Consider the following 20,021-nt stretch of genomic DNA (forward strand, 5'->3'; position numbering starts at 1 on the left):
GCGATGTGGAGGTGGGATGGCAGTGGACAGTCCTGATACCTCGGTGAAGGATCGGGTGCGTGCGCTGGTCGCGGCACACCGAGGGGATCGAGGGGCACTGTTGCCGATCCTGCACCGGATCCAGGCCGAGTTCGGGTGGATCGACCAGGAGGTGGTGCCGGTCCTGGCCGCCGAGCTGAACCTCTCCCGCGCCGACGTGCACGGCGTCATCACCTTCTACACCGACTTCCGCTCCGAACCCGCCGGCCGCACCACGGTCAAGCTCTGCCGGGCCGAGGCGTGCCAGTCGGTCGGCGCCGAGAAGGTGGTCGCGCACGCCGAACAGGTGCTCGGCATCAAGGTCGGGCAGACCACGCCGGACGGCTCGGTCACCCTGGAGCAGGTCTTCTGCCTGGGCAACTGCGCACTCGGTCCGGCCGCCCAGATCAACGGGCGCGTCGTCGGTCGGCTCGACCCGCGACGACTCGACGCCCTCCTGGTCACGGAAACGGTGAACTCATGACCACCACCCACGGAAACGGGGAAACCATGACAACACCGGTCACCGTCTACGTCCCCCGCGACTCGGCCGCCCTCTCCGTCGGCGCCGACCAGGTGGCCGCCGCCATCCAACGCGAGGCCGCCCTCGCCGGGCGCCAGGTCGAGGTCGTACGCAACGGATCGCGCGGGATGCTCTGGCTGGAACCCCTGGTCGAGGTGGAGACCGAACGGGGCAGGATCGGGTACGGCCCGGTCGACCCGGACGCAGTCGGCGAACTGGTCGCCGCCGGCCTGCTCGACGGCGCCGACCACGAACTCCACCAAGGTGTGGTCGAGGAACTGCCCTGGCTGCGCGACCAGACCCGGCTCTGCTTCGCCCGGGTCGGAGTCACCGACCCGCTCTCCCCACAGGACTACGTCGCCCACGGCGGCCTGGCCGGGCTGCGCCGGGCCCTGGACCTCACCCCGGCCGAGGTGGTCGCCGAGGTCACCGAATCCGGGCTGCGCGGACGGGGCGGCGCCGGCTTCCCGGCCGGCATCAAGTGGAAGACCGTGCTCGACACCCCCGGTCCACTCAAGTTCGTCTGCTGCAACGCCGACGAGGGCGACAGCGGCACCTTCGCCGACCGGATGCTGATGGAGGGTGACCCGTTCACCCTGATCGAGGGCATGACCATCGCCGCGCACGCGGTCGGCGCGAGCGAGGGCTACCTCTACGTCCGCTCCGAATACCCCGACGCGGTCCGTACGCTGCGCCAGGCGATCGACATCGCCCGCGCCGAAGGCTGGCTGGGCGAGCACGTCCTCGGCTCGGAACTGACGTTCGACCTGTTCGTCCGGGTCGGCGCCGGTGCGTACATCTGCGGCGAGGAAACCGCCATGCTGGAGAGCCTGGAGGGCAAGCGCGGGATGGTCCGGGCCAAGCCCCCGATCCCGGCGATCACCGGCCTGTTCGGCAAGCCGACCGTGGTGAACAACGTACTCACGCTGGGGTCGGTGCCGGCGATCCTGGCGAACGGGGCGGCGGCGTACCGGGACCTCGGGGTCGAGCGCTCGCGCGGCACCCAGGTGTTCCAACTCGCCGGCAACATCGCCCGGGGCGGGGTGTTCGAGACCGCGTTCGGCATCACCCTGCACGACCTGATCTACACCTACGGCGGCGGCACCCGTACCGGCCGTCCGCTGCGGGCGGTGCAGGTCGGCGGCCCCCTCGGGCAGTACCTGCCCGCCGCCAACCTCGACCTCCCGATGGACTACGAGGCGTTCGCCGCCGCCGACGCTATGCTCGGCCACGGCGGCATCGTGGTCTTCGACGACACCGTGGACATGGCCTCGATGGCCCGGTTCGCGATGGAGTTCTGCGCCGAGGAGTCCTGCGGCAAGTGCACCCCCTGCCGGGTCGGTGCCGTACGCGGGGTCGAGGTCATCGACCGCATCGTCGCGGGTGAGGACCCGGACGGGAACCTGGCCCTGCTGGGTGATCTCTGCGAGCTGATGACCGAGGGATCACTGTGCGCCATGGGTGGGCTGACGCCGAACCCCGTACGCAGCGCGTTGCTGCACTTCCCCGACGACTTCACCGCCCGCTACGAGGAGGCCAAGCCATGAGCCTGTTGAAGGAACCCGACCTCGGCACCCCGGCGAAGGCCGGACCCGCGACGGTGTCGATCGAGGTCGACGGCCTACCGGTGACGGTGGCCGAGGGCACGTCGGTGATGCGGGCGGCGGCGCTGACCGGCATCGACATCCCGAAGCTCTGCGCCACCGACAGCCTGGAGGCGTTCGGCTCCTGCCGGCTCTGCCTGGTGGAGATCGACGGCCGGCGCGGCAGCCCCGCCTCGTGCACCACCCCGGTCGCCCCCGGCATGAAGGTACGCACCCAGACCCCGAAGCTGGAGAAGCTCCGCCAGGGCGTGATGGAGCTGTACATCTCCGACCACCCGCTGGACTGTCTGACCTGCTCCGCGAACGGCGACTGCGAGTTGCAGGACATGTCCGGTGCGGTCGGCCTGCGCCAGGTCAGGTACGGCTACGAGGGCGCCAACCACCTCGACGCGCCCACCGACACCAGCAACCCGTACTTCGACTTCGAGTCGTCCAAGTGCATCGCCTGCTCGCGGTGCGTACGGGCCTGCGGTGAGGTGCAGGGCACGTTCGCCCTGACCATCGAGGGGCGCGGTTTCGGGTCCAAGGTCAGCGCCGGTGCGGGCGAGCTGTTCATGGACTCCGAGTGCGTCTCCTGCGGTGCCTGCGTACAGGCCTGCCCGACGGCGACCCTGCAGGAGAAGTCGGTGATCCAGCTCGGCATGCCGAGCCGGAGCGTCGTCACCACCTGCGCCTACTGCGGGGTCGGGTGCTCGTTCAAGGCCGAGCTGCGCGGCGACGAACTGGTCCGGATGGTGCCGTACAAGGACGGCGGGGCCAACGAGGGGCACTCCTGCGTCAAGGGGCGGTTCGCGTTCGGCTACGCCACCCACCCCGACCGGCAGATGTCCCCGATGCTCCGGGACAAGATCACCGACGAGTGGCAGAAGGTCGACTGGGACACCGCTATCAACTACGTGGCGACCAGGATGCTCGACATCCAGACCCGGCACGGCGTCGGCGCGATCGGCGGCATCACCTCCTCGCGTACGACGAACGAGGAGGTGTACGTGGTGCAGAAGATGATCCGGGCGGCGTTCGGCAACAACAACGTCGACACCTGCGCCCGGGTCTGCCACTCCCCCACCGGGTACGGCCTCAAGCAGACCTTCGGCACCTCCGCCGGCACCCAGGACTTCCGCTCGGTCGCCAAGGCCGACGTGATCCTGGTGATCGGGGCGAACCCGACCGACGGGCACCCGGTCTTCGCCTCCCGGATGAAGCGCCGGCTGCGCGAGGGCGCGAAGCTCGTGGTCATCGACCCGCGCCGGATCGACCTGGTCCGGTCGCCGCACATCGAGGCGGCCCACCACCTGCAGCTCGCCCCCGGCACCAACGTCGCCGTGGTCAACGCCCTGGCCCACGTGGTGCTGACCGAGGGGCTCTACGACCGGTCGTTCGTCGACGAGCGGTGCGAGGACTTCGACGGGTGGGCCGAGTTCATCTCCCGGCCGGAGAACAGCCCGGAGGCGGTCGAGGAGATCACCGGCGTACCGGCCGAGGACCTGCGGTCCGCGGCGAGGCTGTACGCCACCGGCGGCAACGCCGCGATCTACTACGGTCTCGGCGTCACCGAGCACAGCCAGGGCTCGACCATGGTGATGGGGATGGCGAACCTGGCCATGGTGACCGGCAACATCGGCCGGGAGGGCGTCGGGGTGAACCCGCTGCGCGGGCAGAACAACGTGCAGGGCTCCTGCGACATGGGTTCGTTCCCGCACGAGCTGCCCGGTTACCGGCACGTCTCGGACGACGCCGTACGGACGGTGTTCGAGAACATGTGGGGTCGGCCGCTGATGTCGGAGCCGGGGCTGCGGATCCCGAACATGTTCGACGCCGCCGTGGACGGCACCTTCCGGGCGATCTTCGTACAGGGCGAGGACATCGCCCAGTCCGACCCGAACACCAAGCACGTCTTCGCCGCGCTCGGCGCGATGGAACTGGTGGTGGTGCAGGACCTCTTCCTCAACGAGACGGCCAAGTTCGCGCACGTGTTCCTGCCCGGCACGTCGTTCCTGGAGAAGGACGGCACGTTCACCAACGCCGAGCGCCGAATCAACCGGGTACGCCCGGTGATGGCGCCGAAGACCGGCAAGCACGAGTGGCAGATCGTCTGCGAGATCGCGGAGGCGATGGGCTACCCGATGAACTACAGCCACCCGCGCGAGATCATGGACGAGATCGCCGCGCTCACCCCGACCTTCGCCGGTGTCTCGTTCGAGGTGCTGGACAAGCTCGGCAGCGTGCAGTGGCCGTGCAACGAGAACGCCCCCGAGGGGACGCCGACGATGCACGTGGACGGTTTCGTACGCGGCAAGGGCCGGTTCGTACCGACCCCGTTCGTGCCGACGAAGGAACGCAGCACCCGCAAGTACCCGCTGATCCTGACCACCGGCCGGATCCTCAGCCAGTACAACGTCGGGGCGCAGACCCGGCGTACGGCGAACGTGGCGTGGCACCGCGAGGACGTACTCGAACTGCACCCGCACGACGCCGAGGTACGCGGCATCAACGACGGTGACGAGGTGACCCTGGCCAGCCGGGTCGGTGCCACCTCGCTGCGCGCCGTCCTCTCCGACCGGATGCCGGTCGGCGTCGTCTACACCACCTTCCACCACCCGGTCACCGGGGCGAACGTGGTCACCACGGAGAACTCCGACTGGGCGACCAACTGCCCGGAGTACAAGGTCACCGCGGTCCAGGTCGGGTTGAAGCACTCCCGGCCGCCGGCACAGGCCGCGCAGGACGAGGTGCTCCTGCCGGCGCTGGCGGACTGACCCATGTCACACCAGGGCGTCTCCCCGTCGGTCCGGCTCGCCAACGAGATCGCGGCGCACTTCCACCACGTACCGCCGGAGGTGGCGGCGAAGGAGATCGCCGAGCACATCCGGTTGTTCTGGGATCCGCGGATGCGGGCCGAGTTGGATCGTCGGGTCGGGTCCGAGCCGGACGAGTTGGATCCGCTGGCCCTCGCGGCGGCCCGCCTGCTGGCCGCGAGGTAGCACCGGCGCGCAGGCGCTCGGCTCTCCTACGAGAGCCGAGCGCCTGTTCCATGTCTGCCCGGTGGTTACCGGGCACCGGCGAGTTCCGGCTCGCCGACCGGGTCGCCGTCCCCGGCGGTCGGGGGCAGGTCACGGCTCAGCTTCTCGCCCTCGACGTCGACCTCGGGCAGGATCCGGGCCAGCCAGCGGGGCAGCCACCAGGCGGACCGGTCGAGCAGCGACATCACCGCCGGCACGATCGTCATCCGTACGACGAACGCGTCCACCAGCACCCCGAAGGCCAGGGCGAACCCGATCGACTGGATCAGCACCTGGTCGCCGAAGATGAAGCCGCCGAAGACGCTGATCATGATGATCGCGGCGGCGGTCACCACCCTGGCCCCGTGGCGGAACCCGGTGACGACCGCCTCCTGCGCGGTCCGGCCGTGTACGTAGTCCTCGCGCATCCGGGTGACCAGGAAGACCTGGTAGTCCATGGCGAGTCCGAACAGGATGCCGATCAGCAGCACCGGCACGATGGGGGCGATCGGTGACGCCTCCTCGACCCCGAAGACCGAGCCGAGCCACCCCCACTGGAAGACCGCGACCATGGCACCGAAGGTCGCACCGACGCTGAGCAGGAAACCGAGCGTCGCCTTCAGCGGCACCAGGATCGACCGGAACATCAGCAGCAGGATGAGGAACGCCAGCCCGACGACGAGCCCCAGGTAGGGCAGGAACGCGTCGTTGACCCGGTCGGAGGCGTCGATGTTGACCGCCGTCGAGCCGGTGACGGAGACCTCGGCCCCGGTCGACGTACGCAGGTCGGACTGCCGGTCGCGGATGTCGGTGACCAGGTCGGTGGTGGCCGGGTCGTTCGGTCCGGTCGCCGGTACGACGGTGAGCAGGGCGGTGCCGCCGTCCGGACTGAGCACCGGCGGGCTGATCGAGACGACGTTGGGCAGCCCCTTGATGGTGCTGGTCGCCTCGGTGGCCGCCGCGCCGACGTCACCGCCCTCGCCGTCCACCACGATGGTGAGCGGACCGTTGAAGCCCGGCCCGAACCCGACGCTGAGCATCTCGTACGCCTTGTGCTGGGTGGTCTCGGCGGGCGCCGTACCGTCGTCGGGGAAGCCCAGGCGCAGGTCGGCGGCGGGTACCGCGATCACGCCGAGCCCGATGACGGCCGCGACCAGCACCGGCACCCGGCGGCGGGTGACGAACCGGGCCCACCGCTCGCCCATCGGTGCCGTGCCCCGGTCGGACTCGAGGTCACGGGCACGCCGGCCACCGGTGATCCGCTTCCCGGCGAAGCCGAGCAGGGCGGGGAGCAGGGTCAGCGCGACCAGCACGGCGATCGCGACGGTGGCCGCCGCGGCCAGACCCATCGACCGCAGCACCGGGATGCCGACCACGGAGAGCCCGGCCAGGGCGATGATCACGGTGAGCCCGGCGAAGGCGACCGCGGATCCGGCGGTGCCGACGGCCCGGCCGGCGGCTTCGAGGGGATCCTTGCGGACCGCGACCTCGTGCCGGAACCGGGAGACGATGAACAGGGCGTAGTCGATGCCGACGGCGATGCCGAGCATCAGGGCGAGGATGGTGCTGTTGGAGTTGATGTCGACGAACCCGGAGGCGGCGCTGATCCCGGCCAGGCCGACCAGGACGCCGACGAGCGCGGTGAGCAGCGGCAGGCCGGCGGCGAGCAGCGAGCCGAAGGTGAGTGCCAGCACGACCGCGGCGATCACGATGCCGATGACCTCGGTGATCCCGGTCTCCGGTGACGACTGGAGGGCGTCGCCGCCGATCTCCACGGTCAGCCCGGCCGCGCGGCCGACGTCGGCGGTCTCCAACAGGGCGTCACGGTCCGAGGTGGCAAGCGCCGGTCCCTGTACGGAGTACCGGGCCTGGGCGATCCCGTACCGGCCGTCGGGTGAGATCGCGTTGGCCTGGTACGGGTCGACCACGCTGGCGACCTTCGGTGCGCCGGTCAGCGCCTCGACGACGTCGCCGACGGCCGTACGGTTCGCGGGGTCGGTGAGTTTCTGCCCCTCCGGTGCCTCGAACACCACCCGGGCGGTGGCGCCGCTGGCGTTCGCCTGCGGGAACCGGTCGGCGAGATGGTCGATGGCCCGCTGGGCCTCGGTGCCGGGGACGCTGAACGAGTTGGACATGCTGCCCGAGATGGTGGCCGCTCCCAGGCCGACCAGTGCGAGCAGAAGCACCCAGACTCCGGTCACCAGCCATCGGCGACGGTACGAGAACCGGCCTATCCGGTAGAGAAACGTTGCCACGAGATCCGCTCCAGGACAGATAGGGGACGTCATCCTTGCGCCGTCACGACGTCAAGGCGTTTGAACATGATCGATAAACGCCAGGTGAAGGCGCCGATACGGTGTTGCCGGTACGCCCTGAAGCTAGCCGATCGGCAAGGCGAGCACTAGCCGATCGGCAAGTGACACACCTAACGATCGACTAGGTAGCGCCTTGCCGATCGGCAAGCTATCGTCCAGCCGAGCGGCAAGGTAAGGACTCTCCGGCCGACCAGCCGTTTCCTTGCTGGTCGGCAAGCTGTGAGCCTGCTGGACGGCAGGTTAGGCTTGGCCCTGTCCGCAGCCCGCCACTGCCGACGCCGAGGAGGAGATATGACCGCGAGCCCCACCCGCGAGACAGTCGCCGCCGAGGGCACCCGGGCCCGGCTGCTCGACACCGCGCTGGCGCTGTTCTGCCACCGGGGTTTCGCCGGCACCTCGTTGCAGATGATCGCCGACCAGTTGGGCATCACGAAGGCGGCGGTCTACCACCACTTCAAGACCAGGGACGAGATCCTCGCCTCGGTCATCCGGCCGGCCGTCGAGGACATGGCCGCCGTGATCGCCGACGCCTCGGCCCAGCGCACCCCCACCGCCCGAGCGGAACGGATGCTGGTCGGCTGGGTTGACCTGGCGATCCGGCACCGTTCCCTGATCGCCCTGCTCCAGGTCGATCCCGGCGTCAAGCCGTTGCTCAAGGACCAGGAGAACGCCTCGATCCTGCTCGAACAGCCCTGCGACCTGCTCGCCGGCCACCTCCACGGCACGGTAGGCGCCGGGATCAGCGCCCAGGTGGCCCTGTTCGGCATCGCCGCCGCCGCCGCGAAGTCCGAGGTACGCGACCTGGACGACGACGAACTGCGGGAGATCCTGCTCGACGTCGGCCGCCGGATCCTCGGCCTGCGCCGCCCCCGAACGGCCTGACCGCCATGGACATCGACCGGACCGCGCCGGTGATCGTCGAACTGGCCACCATCGTCGACGCTCCCCTGGAAACCATCTGGGAGCTGCACACGAACGTCGACGAGTGGACCGTGTGGCACCCGGAGATCACCCGGGCCCGGCTCACCGGACCGCTGGCGGTCGGCGGTTCGTTCGAGTGGGAAACCGCCGGGCTGGCCGTCACGTCCACCATCGGGGAACTCGAACCGCTGCGCCGGATCGCCTGGGGCGGACCGGCGCGCGGCATCGACGGGGTGCACGTCTGGACGTTCGAGCAGAACAACGACGGGGTGGCCATACACGCGGCGGAGTCGTGGGCCGGTGAACCGGTGCTGGCCGACCCGGACGGTCTCCGGGCCGCCCTGACCGCCTCCCTCACCGCCTGGCTGGCCGCGCTCAAGGCCACCGCCGAGTCGATCCGCTGACCCGCCCGCCCGGATCCACCGTCACGGACGGTCACCGGAACGGACGGTCTTCGGCGCGGGCACGTGCCGAGGCGGCTCCCGACTAGGCTTCGCCACCATGACCACACAGGAGGCGCAGCACTGGGAGCGCCCCGGGCCGACCCCCGCGCAGCGCCGGCACGACTGGCAGATCGGGGCGCTGCTGGTGGGTGGCGGGCTGCTCAGCGTGCTGCTGCTCAACAGCTCCGGCACGTTCGCGCTCGGCCACCCACCCTCGTGGCCCGAGCAGCTCGCCTGGATCGTGGGGATCACCGCCCCGATGGCCTGGCGGCGGCGCTGGCCGGAGGTGACCACCCTGCTCACCGCCGCCGTGTTCATCGGCGCCCAGGCAAGGGCCCACGTCGACACCCTGGTCTCGTCCGTCACCCTGTTCGTCGCCATCTACACGCTCGGCGCCTGGGGCCGGGACCGGCGGCGGGCCGACGTGATCCGGATCGCGGTGATCGTGGCCATGTTCTGCTGGCTCGCCCTCAGCGCCGTGCTCGCGATGCCGGACATCCCGGCGGACGCGTTCAGCGGTGCCGCCGGCCCGCTGCCGCCCCTGTTCGCCGTACTGCTCACCTCGGTTCTGTTCAACCTGACGTACTTCGTCTTCGCGTACCTGTTCGGGAACACCGCGTGGCTGTCCGCGCGGCGGCAGCACGAGGTGCAGGTGCAGACCGAGGCGCTGCGCCGGTCCCAGGCCGTACTCGCCGAACGCGCGGTGATCCAGGAACGCGTACGGATCGCCCGCGAACTGCACGACGTCGTCGCCCACCACGTCGCCGTGATGGGCGTACAGGCCGCCGCCGCACGTCGGGTGATGGACCAGAACCCACCGAAGGCGAAGACCGCGCTCGCCGCCGTCGAGCAGACCGCCCGGACCGCCATCGACGAGTTGCGCCGCCTGCTCGGCGTGCTCCGGCAGGCCGACGCCTCCACCGACCCACTCACCGAACAGCCGACCGGACACCGGCTGGACCAGGTGGAGACCCTGCTGAGCGGGGCCCGGGAGGCCGGGCTGACGGTCGACTTCCGTACGTTCGGCGAACCGGTGCCGCTGACCGACTCGGTCTCCCTGGCGGTCTACCGGATCATGCAGGAAGCGCTGACCAACACCATCAAGCACGCCCGCGCCAACCTGATCGACGTACGGATCCGCTACCTGCGACAGGAGATCGAAGTGGACGTGGCCGACGACGGTCGCACCCCACCGGAGCACGCCGTACGGCCGCCGTCGGGCAGCGGACTCGGCCTGATCGGAATGCGGGAGCGGGTCGCGGCGCACGGCGGCGTACTGGAGGTCGGTGCCCGCGACGGCGGCGGATTCCGGGTACGCGCCAGACTTCCGCTGCACGACGACGTCCGGTCGGCCGAGACCGTGGACGCCGGATGAGCGAGGCAGGCGCGCCCGCGCCGATCCGGGTACTGCTGGTCGACGACCAACGGATGCTCCGCGCCGGCTTCCGGGTCATCCTCGAGATCGAGGACGACATCGAGGTGGTGGACGAGGCCGCCGACGGCGCCGAAGCGGTCGACCTGGCCGCCCGGCACCGCCCCGACGTGGTGCTGATGGACGTCGAGATGCCGGTGATGGACGGGCTGGAGGCCACCCGGCGGATCGTCGCCGCCTCGGCCACCGGCGGCGCTGCCGTGCTGATCCTGACCACGTTCGACCGCGACGACTACCTGTTCGCCGCCCTCCAGGCCGGCGCCAGCGGCTTCCTGCTGAAGAACGGCTCCCCGGAGGACCTGGTCGAGGCGGTACGGGTGGTCGCCCGAGGTGACGCCCTGCTCGCCCCGCAGCTCACCAAGCGGGTCATCGCCACCTTCACCGCACCCGGTTCCACGCCGACCATTGATCCGGGCGCGGGCGCACAGTCCATTCCGCCCGCGCAGCGGTCCACGCGGGAGGCCGGGGCGCTGTCCGGGCTGACCGAGCGGGAGCACGAGGTGCTCGTCCTGCTGGCCGGTGGCGCCTCGAACGCCGAGATCGCGGCCCAGTTGCTCCTCGGCGAGGCGACCGTGAAGACCCACGTGTCGCGGGTGCTGATGAAACTGCACCTGCGCGACCGTACGCAGGCGGTGGTCTTCGCGTACGAACACGGCGTGGTGACCCCCCGTACGGCCGAGGGCTGACCGCCGCCTCCACCTCGCGTCGGACGGCGGACCCCGCCGTGGCACCGGGGTCCGTCGCGCGACGGACCCCGCCGGCTCCGTCCGGCGCCGGACGCCAACGCGGGCGCCTCCCCCTAGGCTCGTTCACAGGTCACCCGCACCGAACCGGGCGGGGATCACGATCAAGCAGAGGAGACCGCATGCTCCGCGTCGCGTCCGTAAACCGGACGTTCGGTGATCGCCGGGTGCTGCACGACATCTCGTTCGGCATCGGTGCCGGCCGGATGACCGGCTTCGTCGGCGCCAACGGCGCCGGCAAGACCACGGCGATGCGCATCATCCTGGGGGTGCTCGCGGCCGACTCCGGCGAGGTCACCTGGGACGGCGCCCCGCTCACCCGCGACCTGCGGCAGGGCTTCGGGTACATGCCCGAGGAACGTGGTCTGTACCCGAAGATGAAGGTACGCGAGCAGCTCGTCTACCTGGGCCGGCTGCACGGGATGACCGCACCGGCGGCCAAGCGCAGCAGCGACGACCTGCTGGAACAGATCGGGCTGACCGAGCGGGCCGGCGACGCGGTCGACACCCTGTCGCTGGGCAACCAGCAACGCGCGCAGATCGCGGCGGCGCTCGTGCACGATCCGGTGGCCCTGGTGCTCGACGAGCCGTTCTCCGGGCTCGACCCGATGGCCGTCGACGTCATCGTCCGGGTGCTGCGGGAACGCGCCGCGCGCGGCGTACCGGTCCTCTTCTCCAGCCACCAGCTCGACGTCGTGGAACGCCTCTGCGACGACCTGGTGATCATCGCCGACGGGGCCATCCGGGCCGCCGGCAGCCGCGCCGACCTGCGCCGCAAGCACGCCTCGCCGCGGTACGAACTGGTCGTCGACACCGACGCCGGCTGGGTACGGGACCTGCCCGGCGTCACCGTGGTCGACCTGGACGGTGCTCGGGCGGTCATCGACATCCACTCGCCCAGCGACGACCAGGAGGTGCTGCGCCGGGTCCTGGAACGGGAACCCGTGCGCGCCTTCCGTCCGATCGTTCCGTCGCTCGCCGAAATCTTCCGGGAGATCGCACGATGACGCTCACCAGTCAGACCCAGCCGACCGACACCCCCACCTCCGCACCCGCCCCGACCCGGCCCGCCACCTCGTTCTGGCAGGCGGTCGGCCTGGTCAGCGGGCGCGAGATCGGGACCAAGCTGCGGGACAAGGCGTTCCTGTTCAGCACGGTCTTCTTCCTGCTGCTCACGGTCGGCTCGACCGTACTGCCGGCCATGCTTGCCGGTGGTCCGGACAGCGTCGCCGTGGTCGGCTCCGGGGCCGCCGAGGTGCTCGACCGGGCCGGGCTGGACGTACGGACCGTCGCCGACGAGCAGGCGGCCCGGGACCTGGTCCTCTCCGAGGACGTGGACGCCGCCGTGGTCGCCGGCCCGAACGGCGTACGGGTGCTGGCCCTCGACGAGGCGCCGACCGACGTGGTGGGCGCGTTGAGCACCGCTCCCCCGGTGGAACTGCTCGACCCGGCCGCGGTGGACCCGGTGGTGGGGGTCCTGGTGCCGCTGATCTTCGGCATGGTCTTCTTCTTCACCTCGATCACCTTCGGGATCCAGATCGCGCAGAGCGTCACCGAGGAGAAGCAGACCCGGATCGTGGAGATCCTGGTCGCCACCGTGCCCGTACGCGCACTGCTGGCCGGCAAGGTGATCGCCGCCAGCGCGCTCGCGATCGGGCAGATCATCCTGATCGCGGCGGTGGCGCTGATCGGCATGACGGCCACCGACAGCGGCGCGATCATGGACCAGGTCGCCCCGGCGATCGGCTGGTTCATCCCGTTCTTCGTGGTGGGATTCGTCCTGCTGGCGGCGATCTGGGCGGTCACCGGCGCGCTGGTCAGCCGGCAGGAGGACATCGGTTCGGTGTCCATGCCGGTGCAGATGCTGGTGCTGATCCCGTTCTTCGCGGTGATCTTCGGCAACGACAACAGCACCCTGATGACCGTGCTGTCGTACGTGCCGTTCTCCGCGCCGACCGCCATGCCGGTACGACTGTTCCTCGGTGAGGCCGCCGGTTGGGAGCCGGTGGTGGCGCTGCTGATCCTGCTCGCCTCGGCGGTGGCCGTACTGCTGCTCGCCGCGCGCCTGTACGAGGGCTCGCTCCTGCGTACGAACGGACGAACCACCCTCGCCGCCGCCTGGCGCAACCGCGGCAACTGACGATTTCCCCCTTGTAGAGAAAGAGTGGCCATCCTCGCGAGGATGGCCACTCTTTCTTTACAGGAGTCTTCTGTCCGGTGGGGGTGGTGGGTGTCGGGGGAGGTCTAGGAGGCCGGGTATGACCACGGCGTCGGAGAGGGTGGGCCAGGAGACCCGGGCGGCGCGGGGGTCGGGGGCCGGGCGGCTGGCGGGAAGGTGGTACCAGGCGGGTGGGGTGGTTTCCCGTCCCGCTATCGGCACCGGCCGGAAGTCCTCGGCGGGCAGTCCGGGGTAGTTCTGCCGGAGGACGTCCTGGTAGAGCGGGTCACTGGTGACGAGGGCCAGGTCGACCTGCTCGTCCTCGGGCCGGGTGAAGGCGGTTTCGAAAACCGGGGTGTGGGCCAGGTCGGTGGCGAGGACAACGCCGGGGCCGAGGAATCCGGTCGCGCCCCGGCCGATGCTTCCGCCCACCAGCACCGCGCGGAGCCGGATTCGACCGGCGGCTCCCGGCTCCCGGTTCGACTCGTAGAGCGCGTGGCGCAGGCCGAGCACCAGCGCGGGTACCACCCGGACCGGGTCGACGGCCGGCGGCAGGACCACCACCTGCGCACCACCACCGCCCCGGAGGGCGCCGCCCGGGATGCTGCCACCGGTGATCCGGCGAATGCGGGCTCTCAGGCAGGCGAACTGGATGATGCGGAGGAGCCGGAACTGGTCGTCCACCTGTTCGGGTGCCGTGCGGGAGCCGTGGTCCGGGATGTCGACCACCAGGCAGAGCCGGTCGGTGAACTCCGGGAGGTCGGTCATGGCAGCTACCCCTTCTCGTTGTCCGGCGGCCCTCCTCCCTGGGTCGCCAACTTCCGCAGCGCCTCCGGGTCGCGCACGATCTGTCGCCGGTACTCGGACTTGATGACGTCCTGGTCGCGCAGTTCGCGTACCGCTCTCTGCAGGCTCGGCTCGGAGACGCCGATCAGGCTGGCCAGCTCGGGTTGGCTCAGCGGCACCTCGATCCGGATTCCGTCGGAGTGCGGTCGGCCGTAGGTCTCGGCCAGGTAGTGCAGCACCAGAGCGAGCCGGTTACGGACGGAGGCGCCGTTGATGTCGATCCGGTGCCGGGTCGCCCTCCGGAACTTGTCGGCCACGGCGCCGTGGATCGCGCGGGCCGCGACCGGGTGCTCGGCCATGAAACGGGCCAGGGTCCGTTGCGAGATGGCTCGCGCGACGACGGCGGTCGCGGTGAACACCGAGGCCGACCGGGGCGTGTTGTGCAGCGCACCCAGCTCGCCGACGAGATCACCGCCGATCCGGATCGACAGCAGGATGCTCCGGCCGTCGACCGCGCTTCCCACCACCTTCACGCAGCCCTCCAAGAGGACAAACGCATCGGTTCCCCGGTCATCCTCGATCATCAGTGCCTCACCGACGCCGAATGATCGTTGGGTGCCGAGTGTGAGTAGCGCGGACCGGTCGGCCGGCTGGAGATCGTGCAACAACGTCCCACGCGCCCACCGGACATTTCCAAATCGCGACGAGCCGTCTACAGCCGCCATTGTCGACACGCTCCGAGACCTCGACCCGCTCCGTCGTGGTTGCCTCCAACTGGCCGTCACTCTAAGCGCCGGAATCTGTTGTCAAATCCACCTTCCCGTCAGTGCGGGCGGCTCGTCGGCCGCAATTCCAGCACTGCTCGGAGAGACGAACCCCATCCTGTGATGGGAAGCACGGGTACCGACGTCCATAACATCTTTCCTGACCATCGGTACCGTCCGAAGTGGCTTCACCGAGGGCGGGCCGCCGGCGAGGAGGCGGTCGTGGAGGAAATATTCCGGGTACGGCAGGACGTGCTGACGCATTTCGCCCGGATCATCGAGATGGTCGCGCCCGAACTGCCCGACGCCCTGGGCCGGAAGGCCCGTACGGCCTGGGAGCGGCTCGACTCGGGGCAGTACCGGGTGGTGGTCTGCGGCGGGTTCCGGTCCGGCAAGTCGACCCTGCTGAACACCCTGGTCGACCGGCCGGGACTGTTCCCGGTGTCGCCGGACGTCGTCACCACGTCCACAGTAGTCAGTCTCTCCTGGGCCGACGAGGAGCAGGTCGTCGCCCACTTCGACCGGCGCCCCGGCGATCCAGGCCCGCTGTGGCAACCGCTGGAGCTCATCCCGCTCGACCGGCTCGCCGAGTTCGGCACCGAGCCGACCGGCCCGGTCCACCGGCGGGACGTACGCCAGGTGGAGGTCGGGTTGCCCCTGCCCCGGCTGGAATCGGGGCTGGTACTGGTCGACACCCCGGGCATCGGCACCACGCACACCGAGGTCGTACGGGCCGAGCTGGCCGAGGCCGACGTCCTCGTCTTCGTCGCGTCGGCGGTCGAACCACCCGGTACGGAGGAGCTGTCCTTCCTGGCCGACTCGGTGGCCTTCTGCCCCGAGGTGATCACGGTAGTCACCTTCCTCGACCTGGTGGCCGACCCCGAACCGGTGATCCGCGAGCTGACCGGGAGGATCGCCGGCACGATCGGAATCCCGCCGGAGGAGCTGGTTGTCGTCCCCGGCCTGTCGGACCAGCTCGCCGACTTCTGTTGCCGGGTCCAGGTCCTGGCCGCGCTCGACACCTGGGAGGAACTGGTCGACGCGCTGCGCCGGCCGGAGGCCGAACGGCTGACCGCCCTGGTCGACGACGCGCCAACCGGACTCCGGAACGAACTGGCCGACCTGCGTGCCGAGGTCGAGTCGCGGAAGAAACAGCAGAGCCGGCAACTGGCGAGCCTGCCGCTGGACCTGGAACGGGCGGCCCGACCGGTCCGGCGACGCCTCGCCGAGGACTTCGACAAGCTGACCGTTGACTTCCGCACCGACAGCTACGGCGAGCAGGGACAGCGGGACCCGGACGGTGTCGCCGGATGGGTTGCCGCGAAGACTGCCGACATCGTCGCGGGGGCCGAACGGGAGTTGCTGGTCGCCGCGAGCACCGTCGCCCGGCAGTACGGTCTGGACGCGTACACCGAGGGCGGTTTCACCGAGCCGGCCGCCGGCACCGACCCGGAGATCGAACAGCGGCCGGTCGAGCACCCACCGGAGGCGGGACGGCCGGCGCGGGTTCGCGCGGGGCGGGGCGGGGTCACCGCGTACGGAAGCACGGGTGCGTTCCTGGGGGTCATCGCCGGAACGATCGTGCTACCCGGCGTCGGGACGATGGTCGGGGCGGCCGTCGGCGGTCTGGCGGGGCAGGTCTCCGGTTGGTTCGCGGGTCGGCGGGAGGGAGAGCGTCGGCACGAGCTGCGACGTCGGCGGGAGGTCGGCGCCCAGTTGCGGGAACTCGGCCTGTCGAAGATCGAATCCGCGCGACGGGCGGCCGAACGCGACCTGGACAACCAGCAGCGCGACCTGTCCGCCAGCCTGGGCGAGACGCTGGAGGCCAGCCACCGCACCGAGCTGGGGATCCTCGCCGACCGGGCGGCCGACCTGAACGACGCCCTGCTCGAATCCGAGCGGCGGCGTGATGCGGCCCTGGTCGACCTGGAGACCATGCTGGAGCACTACACCCGGTTGCTCGAGGAGTGCGACGCGCTCCGCGACCGGTTGGAGGCCGTCGGCCCCCCGAAGATCGGGCGTACGGGCTGAGGCCCGCCGTTCCCGCCCCGATCCGTCAGCCCTGGGCGGTGGGACGGACGACCAGTTCGTTCACGTCGACGTTGTCCGGCTGCGCGATCGCGTACCCGATGGCGTCCGCCACCGCCGACGCGGGGATGGCGAGCTGTTGCGACGCGGCCCGGACCGCCGCTCGTACCTCCGGGTCGCCGCCGTGGTCGCCAAGCTCCGAGTGGGTGAACCCCGGACTCACCACGGTCACCCGAAGTTCGCGGCTCTCCTGACGCAGACCTTCCGAGAGCGCCCGTACGGCGAACTTGGTGGCGCAGTAGACGGAAGCCGTTGGGTCGACCCGGTACGCCGACGTCGAGGCGACGTTGACGATGTGGCCGGCACCCCGACCCCGCATGTACGGCAGCACGGCCGCGATGCCGTGCAGGGTGCCGCGCAGGTTCACGTCGATCATCTGATTCCAGTCGTCGATCCGGAGCGAGTCGATGGTCGACAGCGGCATCACGCCCGCGTTGTTCACGAGCACGTCGATCCGGCCGTACCGCTCATGGGCGGTGTCGGCGAAGGCGCGGACGCTGGCGAGGTCGGTCACGTCGAGTTCCCGGTGGTCGGCCCGCCCGCCCGCGGCGCGCAGTTCGGCGACGAGGGCCGCCAGGCGGTCCACCCGCCGGGCGCCGAGCACCACGTGGTGGCCGTCGGCGGCCAACCGGTGGGCGGTCGCCGCACCGATGCCGCTGCTGGCCCCGGTGATGAGAACGATCTTGTGATCGACGGTCGTCGGGCTGGTCAAGGGGTACTCCCGGAGGTGGCTGGGCTCGCGGCGGATCACCGCGGGACCAAGCGTGCCGCCCTGGTCGGCCCCGGAAGAAGGACATGACTTCCTGGGTGTGAGGCACCCAGGAAGACGCGCCCTTCCGCCGGATCACGGGAACCGCACATGATTGGCCGACCCGAACCCCCGATCCCTGGAGAGAGGCGACAACAATGGCAAGGACCAGGGCCATCACCGAACGACAGGTGAAGAGCTGGGTTGATGGTTATGTGAAGGCGTGGACCACCGGCGATCCCGCCGATGTCGAGGCCCTCTTCACCGAGGACGCCGAATCGTACGAATGGCCGTACGAGACGGCGTGGATCGGCCGGCAGGAGATTATCGACGGGTGGCAGACCCGCGCCCCGTGGCAGGAGGGCGGCTGGACCTTCGACTGGTCCCTACTGGTGATCAACGGCGACACCTTCGCCATCAAGGGGACCGGTGTCTACGCCAAACTCGGCACCTTCGACAACCTCTGGGTCGTCACCCTCGACGCCGGCAGGAAGTGCACCACGTTCCGGATGTGGAACAACGAGGTCTGAGTCGCGTACCCGGTCGGGGTCAGGCTCCGGCGGACACGGAGCCCAGGCGGGCGAGGGCGTCGGCGCTGCGGGTGCCGGGCTCCGGCGTACCGACGAGCAACTGCTGGCCGGGGGCGTCGCGGACGTCGAACGTCTGGTACGTCAACTCGATCCGGCCGACCTCGGGGTGGACGAAGACCTTGAACGCGCGGGTGAGCCCGCCAACGGTCTGGTCCTGCCAGAGGGACCGGAAATCCGGCGAGGTACGCAGCATCTCGTCCACGAGCGCCCGGATCTCCGCGTCGTCCGGGTAGTAGCCCGCGTTCAGTCGCAGGGCATGGACCACCCGCTCGGCCAGCATCGGCCATTCGGCGAACACGGCTCGGGCCCGAGGATGCTGGAACAGGACCCGGACCATGTTGGTCATGCCGTCGAAGGGTGAGAGCAGGGCGGCGGCGATGGCGTTGGTCGCGAGTACGTCGAACGCCGGACTCAGCACGTAGGCGGCCGAGGTGGGAAACGAATCCAGCAACCGGAGCAACGACGGGTCCACCAGGTCGCGCGAACTGCCCGGTGTCGGGCGCGGACCCAGTCCGGCGAGCCGGAAAAGGTGCCCTCGGGTGTCGCCGTCGAGCTTGAGCGCCCGCCCGATCGCGTCCAGGACCTGCCCGGAAGGATTGCGTTCCCGGCCCTGTTCGAGCCGCGCGTAGTAGTCGACGCTGACCCCGGCCAGCACGGCGACCTCTTCGCGCCGGAGCCCGGCGACCCGGCGATCCCCACCGCCGTGCAGTCCGGCGTCGGCGGGTTCGAGCCGGGCGCGATGTGCCCGGAGGAACTCCCCGAGCCTGTTCGCTGAGGTGGCCGGCATGACCACCAGCCTAGTCGCCCCACCTGCGGGATCACGGCGCCGCCGGACAACCGCCCCCTTTTCAGGAACGGTACGCGGAACAAGCCGTAATGCGCGGTTCGTGGGTCGGAACCCCCGAACCGGCACGCCGGGGCTACGGGTTGGGCCGCACCGGATCCGGCTACTGCCCGGCGAGGTGGGCGCGGAACCGGACCAGCGACAGCAGGTGCAGTACGAGCAGGAACGGCACCGCGAACGTGGGGATCAGACTCAGCGGCAATTCGGCCATCGGCGGGGTGACGAGGGTGCCGTCGGGCAACGCCTCCCGAGCACCGATGCCGTTCACGATGCCCATCCCGATCGCGACGACAAAGTCCGCAATACCGAAGAAGGTGAAGCCGAGGAAAACCGGCCGGGCGGCCCGGCCCCGGCGCAGTACGTAGATCGCGACGAAGGGTGCGGCGAGCCCGACCACGATGTCCCCGAGCCCGGCCGGGAGGGCGAAACTGGCCGGCAGCAGATCCTGTGCGTACAGGGCGAGGAAGGCAAAGCCGGCCACCCGCCAGCACTGGAGGTTGATCAGTACGGTCAGGTCCAGCGTCTCGACCCAGGCCCGGAACCGGCGTACGAGCAGGGCCGATCCGACCAGGACGACCGGCAGACCCGCAGCCAGGCCGATCCGCAGGGGCGGCTCGTCCGGGTCACGCACGATCAGACCGGCCCACGCCGCGAGCCCGGCCAGCGTCAACCAGACCGCACCGACGACCATCAGCAGGAGGGTGCTGCGGCTCGGAGCCGGAGACGGCGCGACCATGAGTGCCTCCACTGTGTTCAGTGCCGGAATGGCCACAACATAGACCACCACCATTTCCGGAGTCACTAGCCCGCCAACCGGCGATGCGAGCGAAACGGACACCATGCTCGATCAGGACCTCAACGGCCTTCCCGGCCGGACAGCGGCGGTCGGTCTTCGAGGCGAAGCAGCGCGGGAGGCGGGCCGGGCCGGGGCGCTGACACCGTACGCCGGAAGCACGGCGCCCGGCGGTCCGCCGGGCGCCCTGCCGCCAGCCGCTCATCCACCGCTCTTGATCAAGGGTTTGAGGCGAGCTGGGCAGGACTTCCA

At 70.3% G+C, this 20,021-nt stretch carries 18 protein-coding genes; 12 read left to right on the forward strand and 6 right to left on the reverse strand.

Going from position 1 to position 20,021, the window contains the following annotated elements:
* Nucleotides 1–22: 22 nt before the first annotated feature.
* From OIE47_RS06610 to OIE47_RS06625, 4 genes are read left to right on the forward strand one after another with little or no spacing between them, the layout of a single operon-like run.
* Nucleotides 23–502, forward strand: coding sequence for a formate dehydrogenase subunit gamma (locus tag OIE47_RS06610; RefSeq protein ID WP_326560609.1), 480 nt, complete (start codon nt 23–25; stop codon nt 500–502).
* A complete protein-coding gene (locus OIE47_RS06615) occupies nt 499–2,088 on the forward strand; it encodes a formate dehydrogenase beta subunit (RefSeq protein WP_326560610.1) in 1,590 nt (529 codons plus the stop codon). Before OIE47_RS06610 ends, OIE47_RS06615 begins: the two co-directional genes overlap by 4 nt.
* A complete protein-coding gene (gene fdhF / locus OIE47_RS06620) occupies nt 2,085–4,901 on the forward strand; it encodes a formate dehydrogenase subunit alpha (RefSeq protein ID WP_326560611.1) in 2,817 nt (938 codons plus the stop codon). Before OIE47_RS06615 ends, fdhF begins: the two co-directional genes overlap by 4 nt.
* Nucleotides 4,902–4,904: 3 nt before the next feature.
* The gene (locus tag OIE47_RS06625) at nt 4,905–5,126 is read left to right on the forward strand and encodes a formate dehydrogenase subunit delta (RefSeq protein WP_326560612.1); all 222 of its coding nucleotides are present in this window, start codon (nt 4,905–4,907) and stop codon (nt 5,124–5,126) included.
* A 65-nt stretch (nt 5,127–5,191) separates the two neighbouring features.
* Here the strand turns inward: OIE47_RS06625 and OIE47_RS06630 are convergent, their stop codons facing one another.
* A complete protein-coding gene (locus OIE47_RS06630) occupies nt 5,192–7,399 on the reverse strand; it encodes an MMPL family transporter (RefSeq protein WP_326560613.1) in 2,208 nt (735 codons plus the stop codon).
* Nucleotides 7,400–7,750: 351 nt separating this feature from the next.
* Here OIE47_RS06630 and OIE47_RS06635 point away from each other — a divergent pair, with 351 nt between their 5' ends.
* The 6 genes from OIE47_RS06635 (at nt 7,751) to OIE47_RS06660 (ending at nt 13,138) form a co-directional block, all read left to right on the forward strand.
* Complete coding sequence (locus OIE47_RS06635; RefSeq protein WP_326560614.1) at nt 7,751–8,341, forward strand: TetR/AcrR family transcriptional regulator; 591 nt, start codon at nt 7,751–7,753, stop codon at nt 8,339–8,341.
* 5 nt (nt 8,342–8,346) lie between these two features.
* Nucleotides 8,347–8,784, forward strand: coding sequence for an SRPBCC family protein (locus OIE47_RS06640; RefSeq protein ID WP_326560615.1), 438 nt, complete (start codon nt 8,347–8,349; stop codon nt 8,782–8,784).
* A gap of 97 nt (nt 8,785–8,881) precedes the next feature.
* Nucleotides 8,882–10,198, forward strand: a complete 1,317-nt coding sequence (locus tag OIE47_RS06645; RefSeq protein WP_326560616.1) for a sensor histidine kinase — start codon at nt 8,882–8,884, stop codon at nt 10,196–10,198.
* Complete coding sequence (locus tag OIE47_RS06650; RefSeq protein WP_326560617.1) at nt 10,195–10,941, forward strand: response regulator transcription factor; 747 nt, start codon at nt 10,195–10,197, stop codon at nt 10,939–10,941. The genes OIE47_RS06645 and OIE47_RS06650 overlap by 4 nt, the downstream gene beginning before the upstream one ends.
* A gap of 179 nt (nt 10,942–11,120) precedes the next feature.
* On the forward strand, nt 11,121–12,005 hold the full coding sequence (locus tag OIE47_RS06655; RefSeq protein ID WP_326560618.1) for an ABC transporter ATP-binding protein: 885 nt from the start codon (nt 11,121–11,123) through the stop codon (nt 12,003–12,005).
* Nucleotides 12,002–13,138: an ABC transporter permease gene (locus OIE47_RS06660; protein WP_326560619.1), complete on the forward strand. Its 1,137-nt coding sequence runs from the start codon at nt 12,002–12,004 to the stop codon at nt 13,136–13,138. Before OIE47_RS06655 ends, OIE47_RS06660 begins: the two co-directional genes overlap by 4 nt.
* 57 nt (nt 13,139–13,195) lie before the next feature.
* On the opposite strand, the gene OIE47_RS06665 is transcribed toward OIE47_RS06660, so the two are convergent.
* Nucleotides 13,196–13,924: a hypothetical protein gene (locus OIE47_RS06665; RefSeq protein WP_326560620.1), complete on the reverse strand. Its 729-nt coding sequence runs from the start codon at nt 13,922–13,924 to the stop codon at nt 13,196–13,198.
* Nucleotides 13,925–13,929: 5 nt separating this feature from the next.
* Nucleotides 13,930–14,667 (reverse strand): Crp/Fnr family transcriptional regulator, encoded by a 738-nt coding sequence (locus OIE47_RS06670; protein ID WP_326560621.1) that lies wholly within the window; start codon nt 14,665–14,667, stop codon nt 13,930–13,932.
* 261 nt (nt 14,668–14,928) lie between these two features.
* Here OIE47_RS06670 and OIE47_RS06675 point away from each other — a divergent pair, with 261 nt between their 5' ends.
* Entirely contained in the window at nt 14,929–16,737 is a 1,809-nt protein-coding gene (locus tag OIE47_RS06675; RefSeq protein WP_326560622.1) for a dynamin family protein, read from the forward strand.
* Nucleotides 16,738–16,762: 25 nt separating this feature from the next.
* Here OIE47_RS06675 and OIE47_RS06680 read toward each other — a convergent pair whose 3' ends face one another.
* Nucleotides 16,763–17,506, reverse strand: a complete 744-nt coding sequence (locus OIE47_RS06680; protein ID WP_326560623.1) for an SDR family oxidoreductase — start codon at nt 17,504–17,506, stop codon at nt 16,763–16,765.
* A gap of 194 nt (nt 17,507–17,700) precedes the next feature.
* Here OIE47_RS06680 and OIE47_RS06685 point away from each other — a divergent pair, with 194 nt between their 5' ends.
* Nucleotides 17,701–18,072, forward strand: a complete 372-nt coding sequence (locus OIE47_RS06685; protein WP_326560624.1) for a nuclear transport factor 2 family protein — start codon at nt 17,701–17,703, stop codon at nt 18,070–18,072.
* A gap of 19 nt (nt 18,073–18,091) precedes the next feature.
* Here OIE47_RS06685 and OIE47_RS06690 read toward each other — a convergent pair whose 3' ends face one another.
* Together OIE47_RS06690 and OIE47_RS06695 are read right to left on the reverse strand one after the other, a co-directional pair.
* Complete coding sequence (locus OIE47_RS06690) at nt 18,092–18,919, reverse strand: helix-turn-helix transcriptional regulator (protein WP_326560625.1); 828 nt, start codon at nt 18,917–18,919, stop codon at nt 18,092–18,094.
* Nucleotides 18,920–19,079: 160 nt separating this feature from the next.
* Complete coding sequence (locus OIE47_RS06695) at nt 19,080–19,712, reverse strand: hypothetical protein (RefSeq protein WP_326560626.1); 633 nt, start codon at nt 19,710–19,712, stop codon at nt 19,080–19,082.
* Nucleotides 19,713–20,021 lie beyond the last annotated feature (309 nt).

This window comes from Micromonospora sp. NBC_01796, from assembly GCF_035917455.1.
Classification (GTDB): domain Bacteria; phylum Actinomycetota; class Actinomycetes; order Mycobacteriales; family Micromonosporaceae; genus Micromonospora_G.

What these genes read in the sequence shown, in the direction of transcription:
- OIE47_RS06615 (WP_326560610.1), top strand. Translation starts at nt 499, where the DNA reads ATGACCACCACCCACGGAAACGGGGAAACCATGACAACACCGGTCACC.
- fdhF (WP_326560611.1), top strand. Translation starts at nt 2,085, where the DNA reads ATGAGCCTGTTGAAGGAACCCGACCTCGGCACCCCGGCGAAGGCCGGA.
- OIE47_RS06625 (WP_326560612.1), top strand. Translation starts at nt 4,905, where the DNA reads ATGTCACACCAGGGCGTCTCCCCGTCGGTCCGGCTCGCCAACGAGATC.
- OIE47_RS06635 (WP_326560614.1), top strand. Translation starts at nt 7,751, where the DNA reads ATGACCGCGAGCCCCACCCGCGAGACAGTCGCCGCCGAGGGCACCCGG.
- OIE47_RS06640 (WP_326560615.1), top strand. Translation starts at nt 8,347, where the DNA reads ATGGACATCGACCGGACCGCGCCGGTGATCGTCGAACTGGCCACCATC.
- OIE47_RS06645 (WP_326560616.1), top strand. Translation starts at nt 8,882, where the DNA reads ATGACCACACAGGAGGCGCAGCACTGGGAGCGCCCCGGGCCGACCCCC.
- OIE47_RS06650 (WP_326560617.1), top strand. Translation starts at nt 10,195, where the DNA reads ATGAGCGAGGCAGGCGCGCCCGCGCCGATCCGGGTACTGCTGGTCGAC.
- OIE47_RS06655 (WP_326560618.1), top strand. Translation starts at nt 11,121, where the DNA reads ATGCTCCGCGTCGCGTCCGTAAACCGGACGTTCGGTGATCGCCGGGTG.
- OIE47_RS06660 (WP_326560619.1), top strand. Translation starts at nt 12,002, where the DNA reads ATGACGCTCACCAGTCAGACCCAGCCGACCGACACCCCCACCTCCGCA.
- OIE47_RS06665 (WP_326560620.1), bottom strand. Translation starts at nt 13,924, where the DNA reads ATGACCGACCTCCCGGAGTTCACCGACCGGCTCTGCCTGGTGGTCGAC.
- OIE47_RS06670 (WP_326560621.1), bottom strand. Translation starts at nt 14,667, where the DNA reads ATGGCGGCTGTAGACGGCTCGTCGCGATTTGGAAATGTCCGGTGGGCG.
- OIE47_RS06685 (WP_326560624.1), top strand. Translation starts at nt 17,701, where the DNA reads ATGGCAAGGACCAGGGCCATCACCGAACGACAGGTGAAGAGCTGGGTT.
- OIE47_RS06690 (WP_326560625.1), bottom strand. Translation starts at nt 18,919, where the DNA reads ATGCCGGCCACCTCAGCGAACAGGCTCGGGGAGTTCCTCCGGGCACAT.
- OIE47_RS06695 (WP_326560626.1), bottom strand. Translation starts at nt 19,712, where the DNA reads ATGGTCGCGCCGTCTCCGGCTCCGAGCCGCAGCACCCTCCTGCTGATG.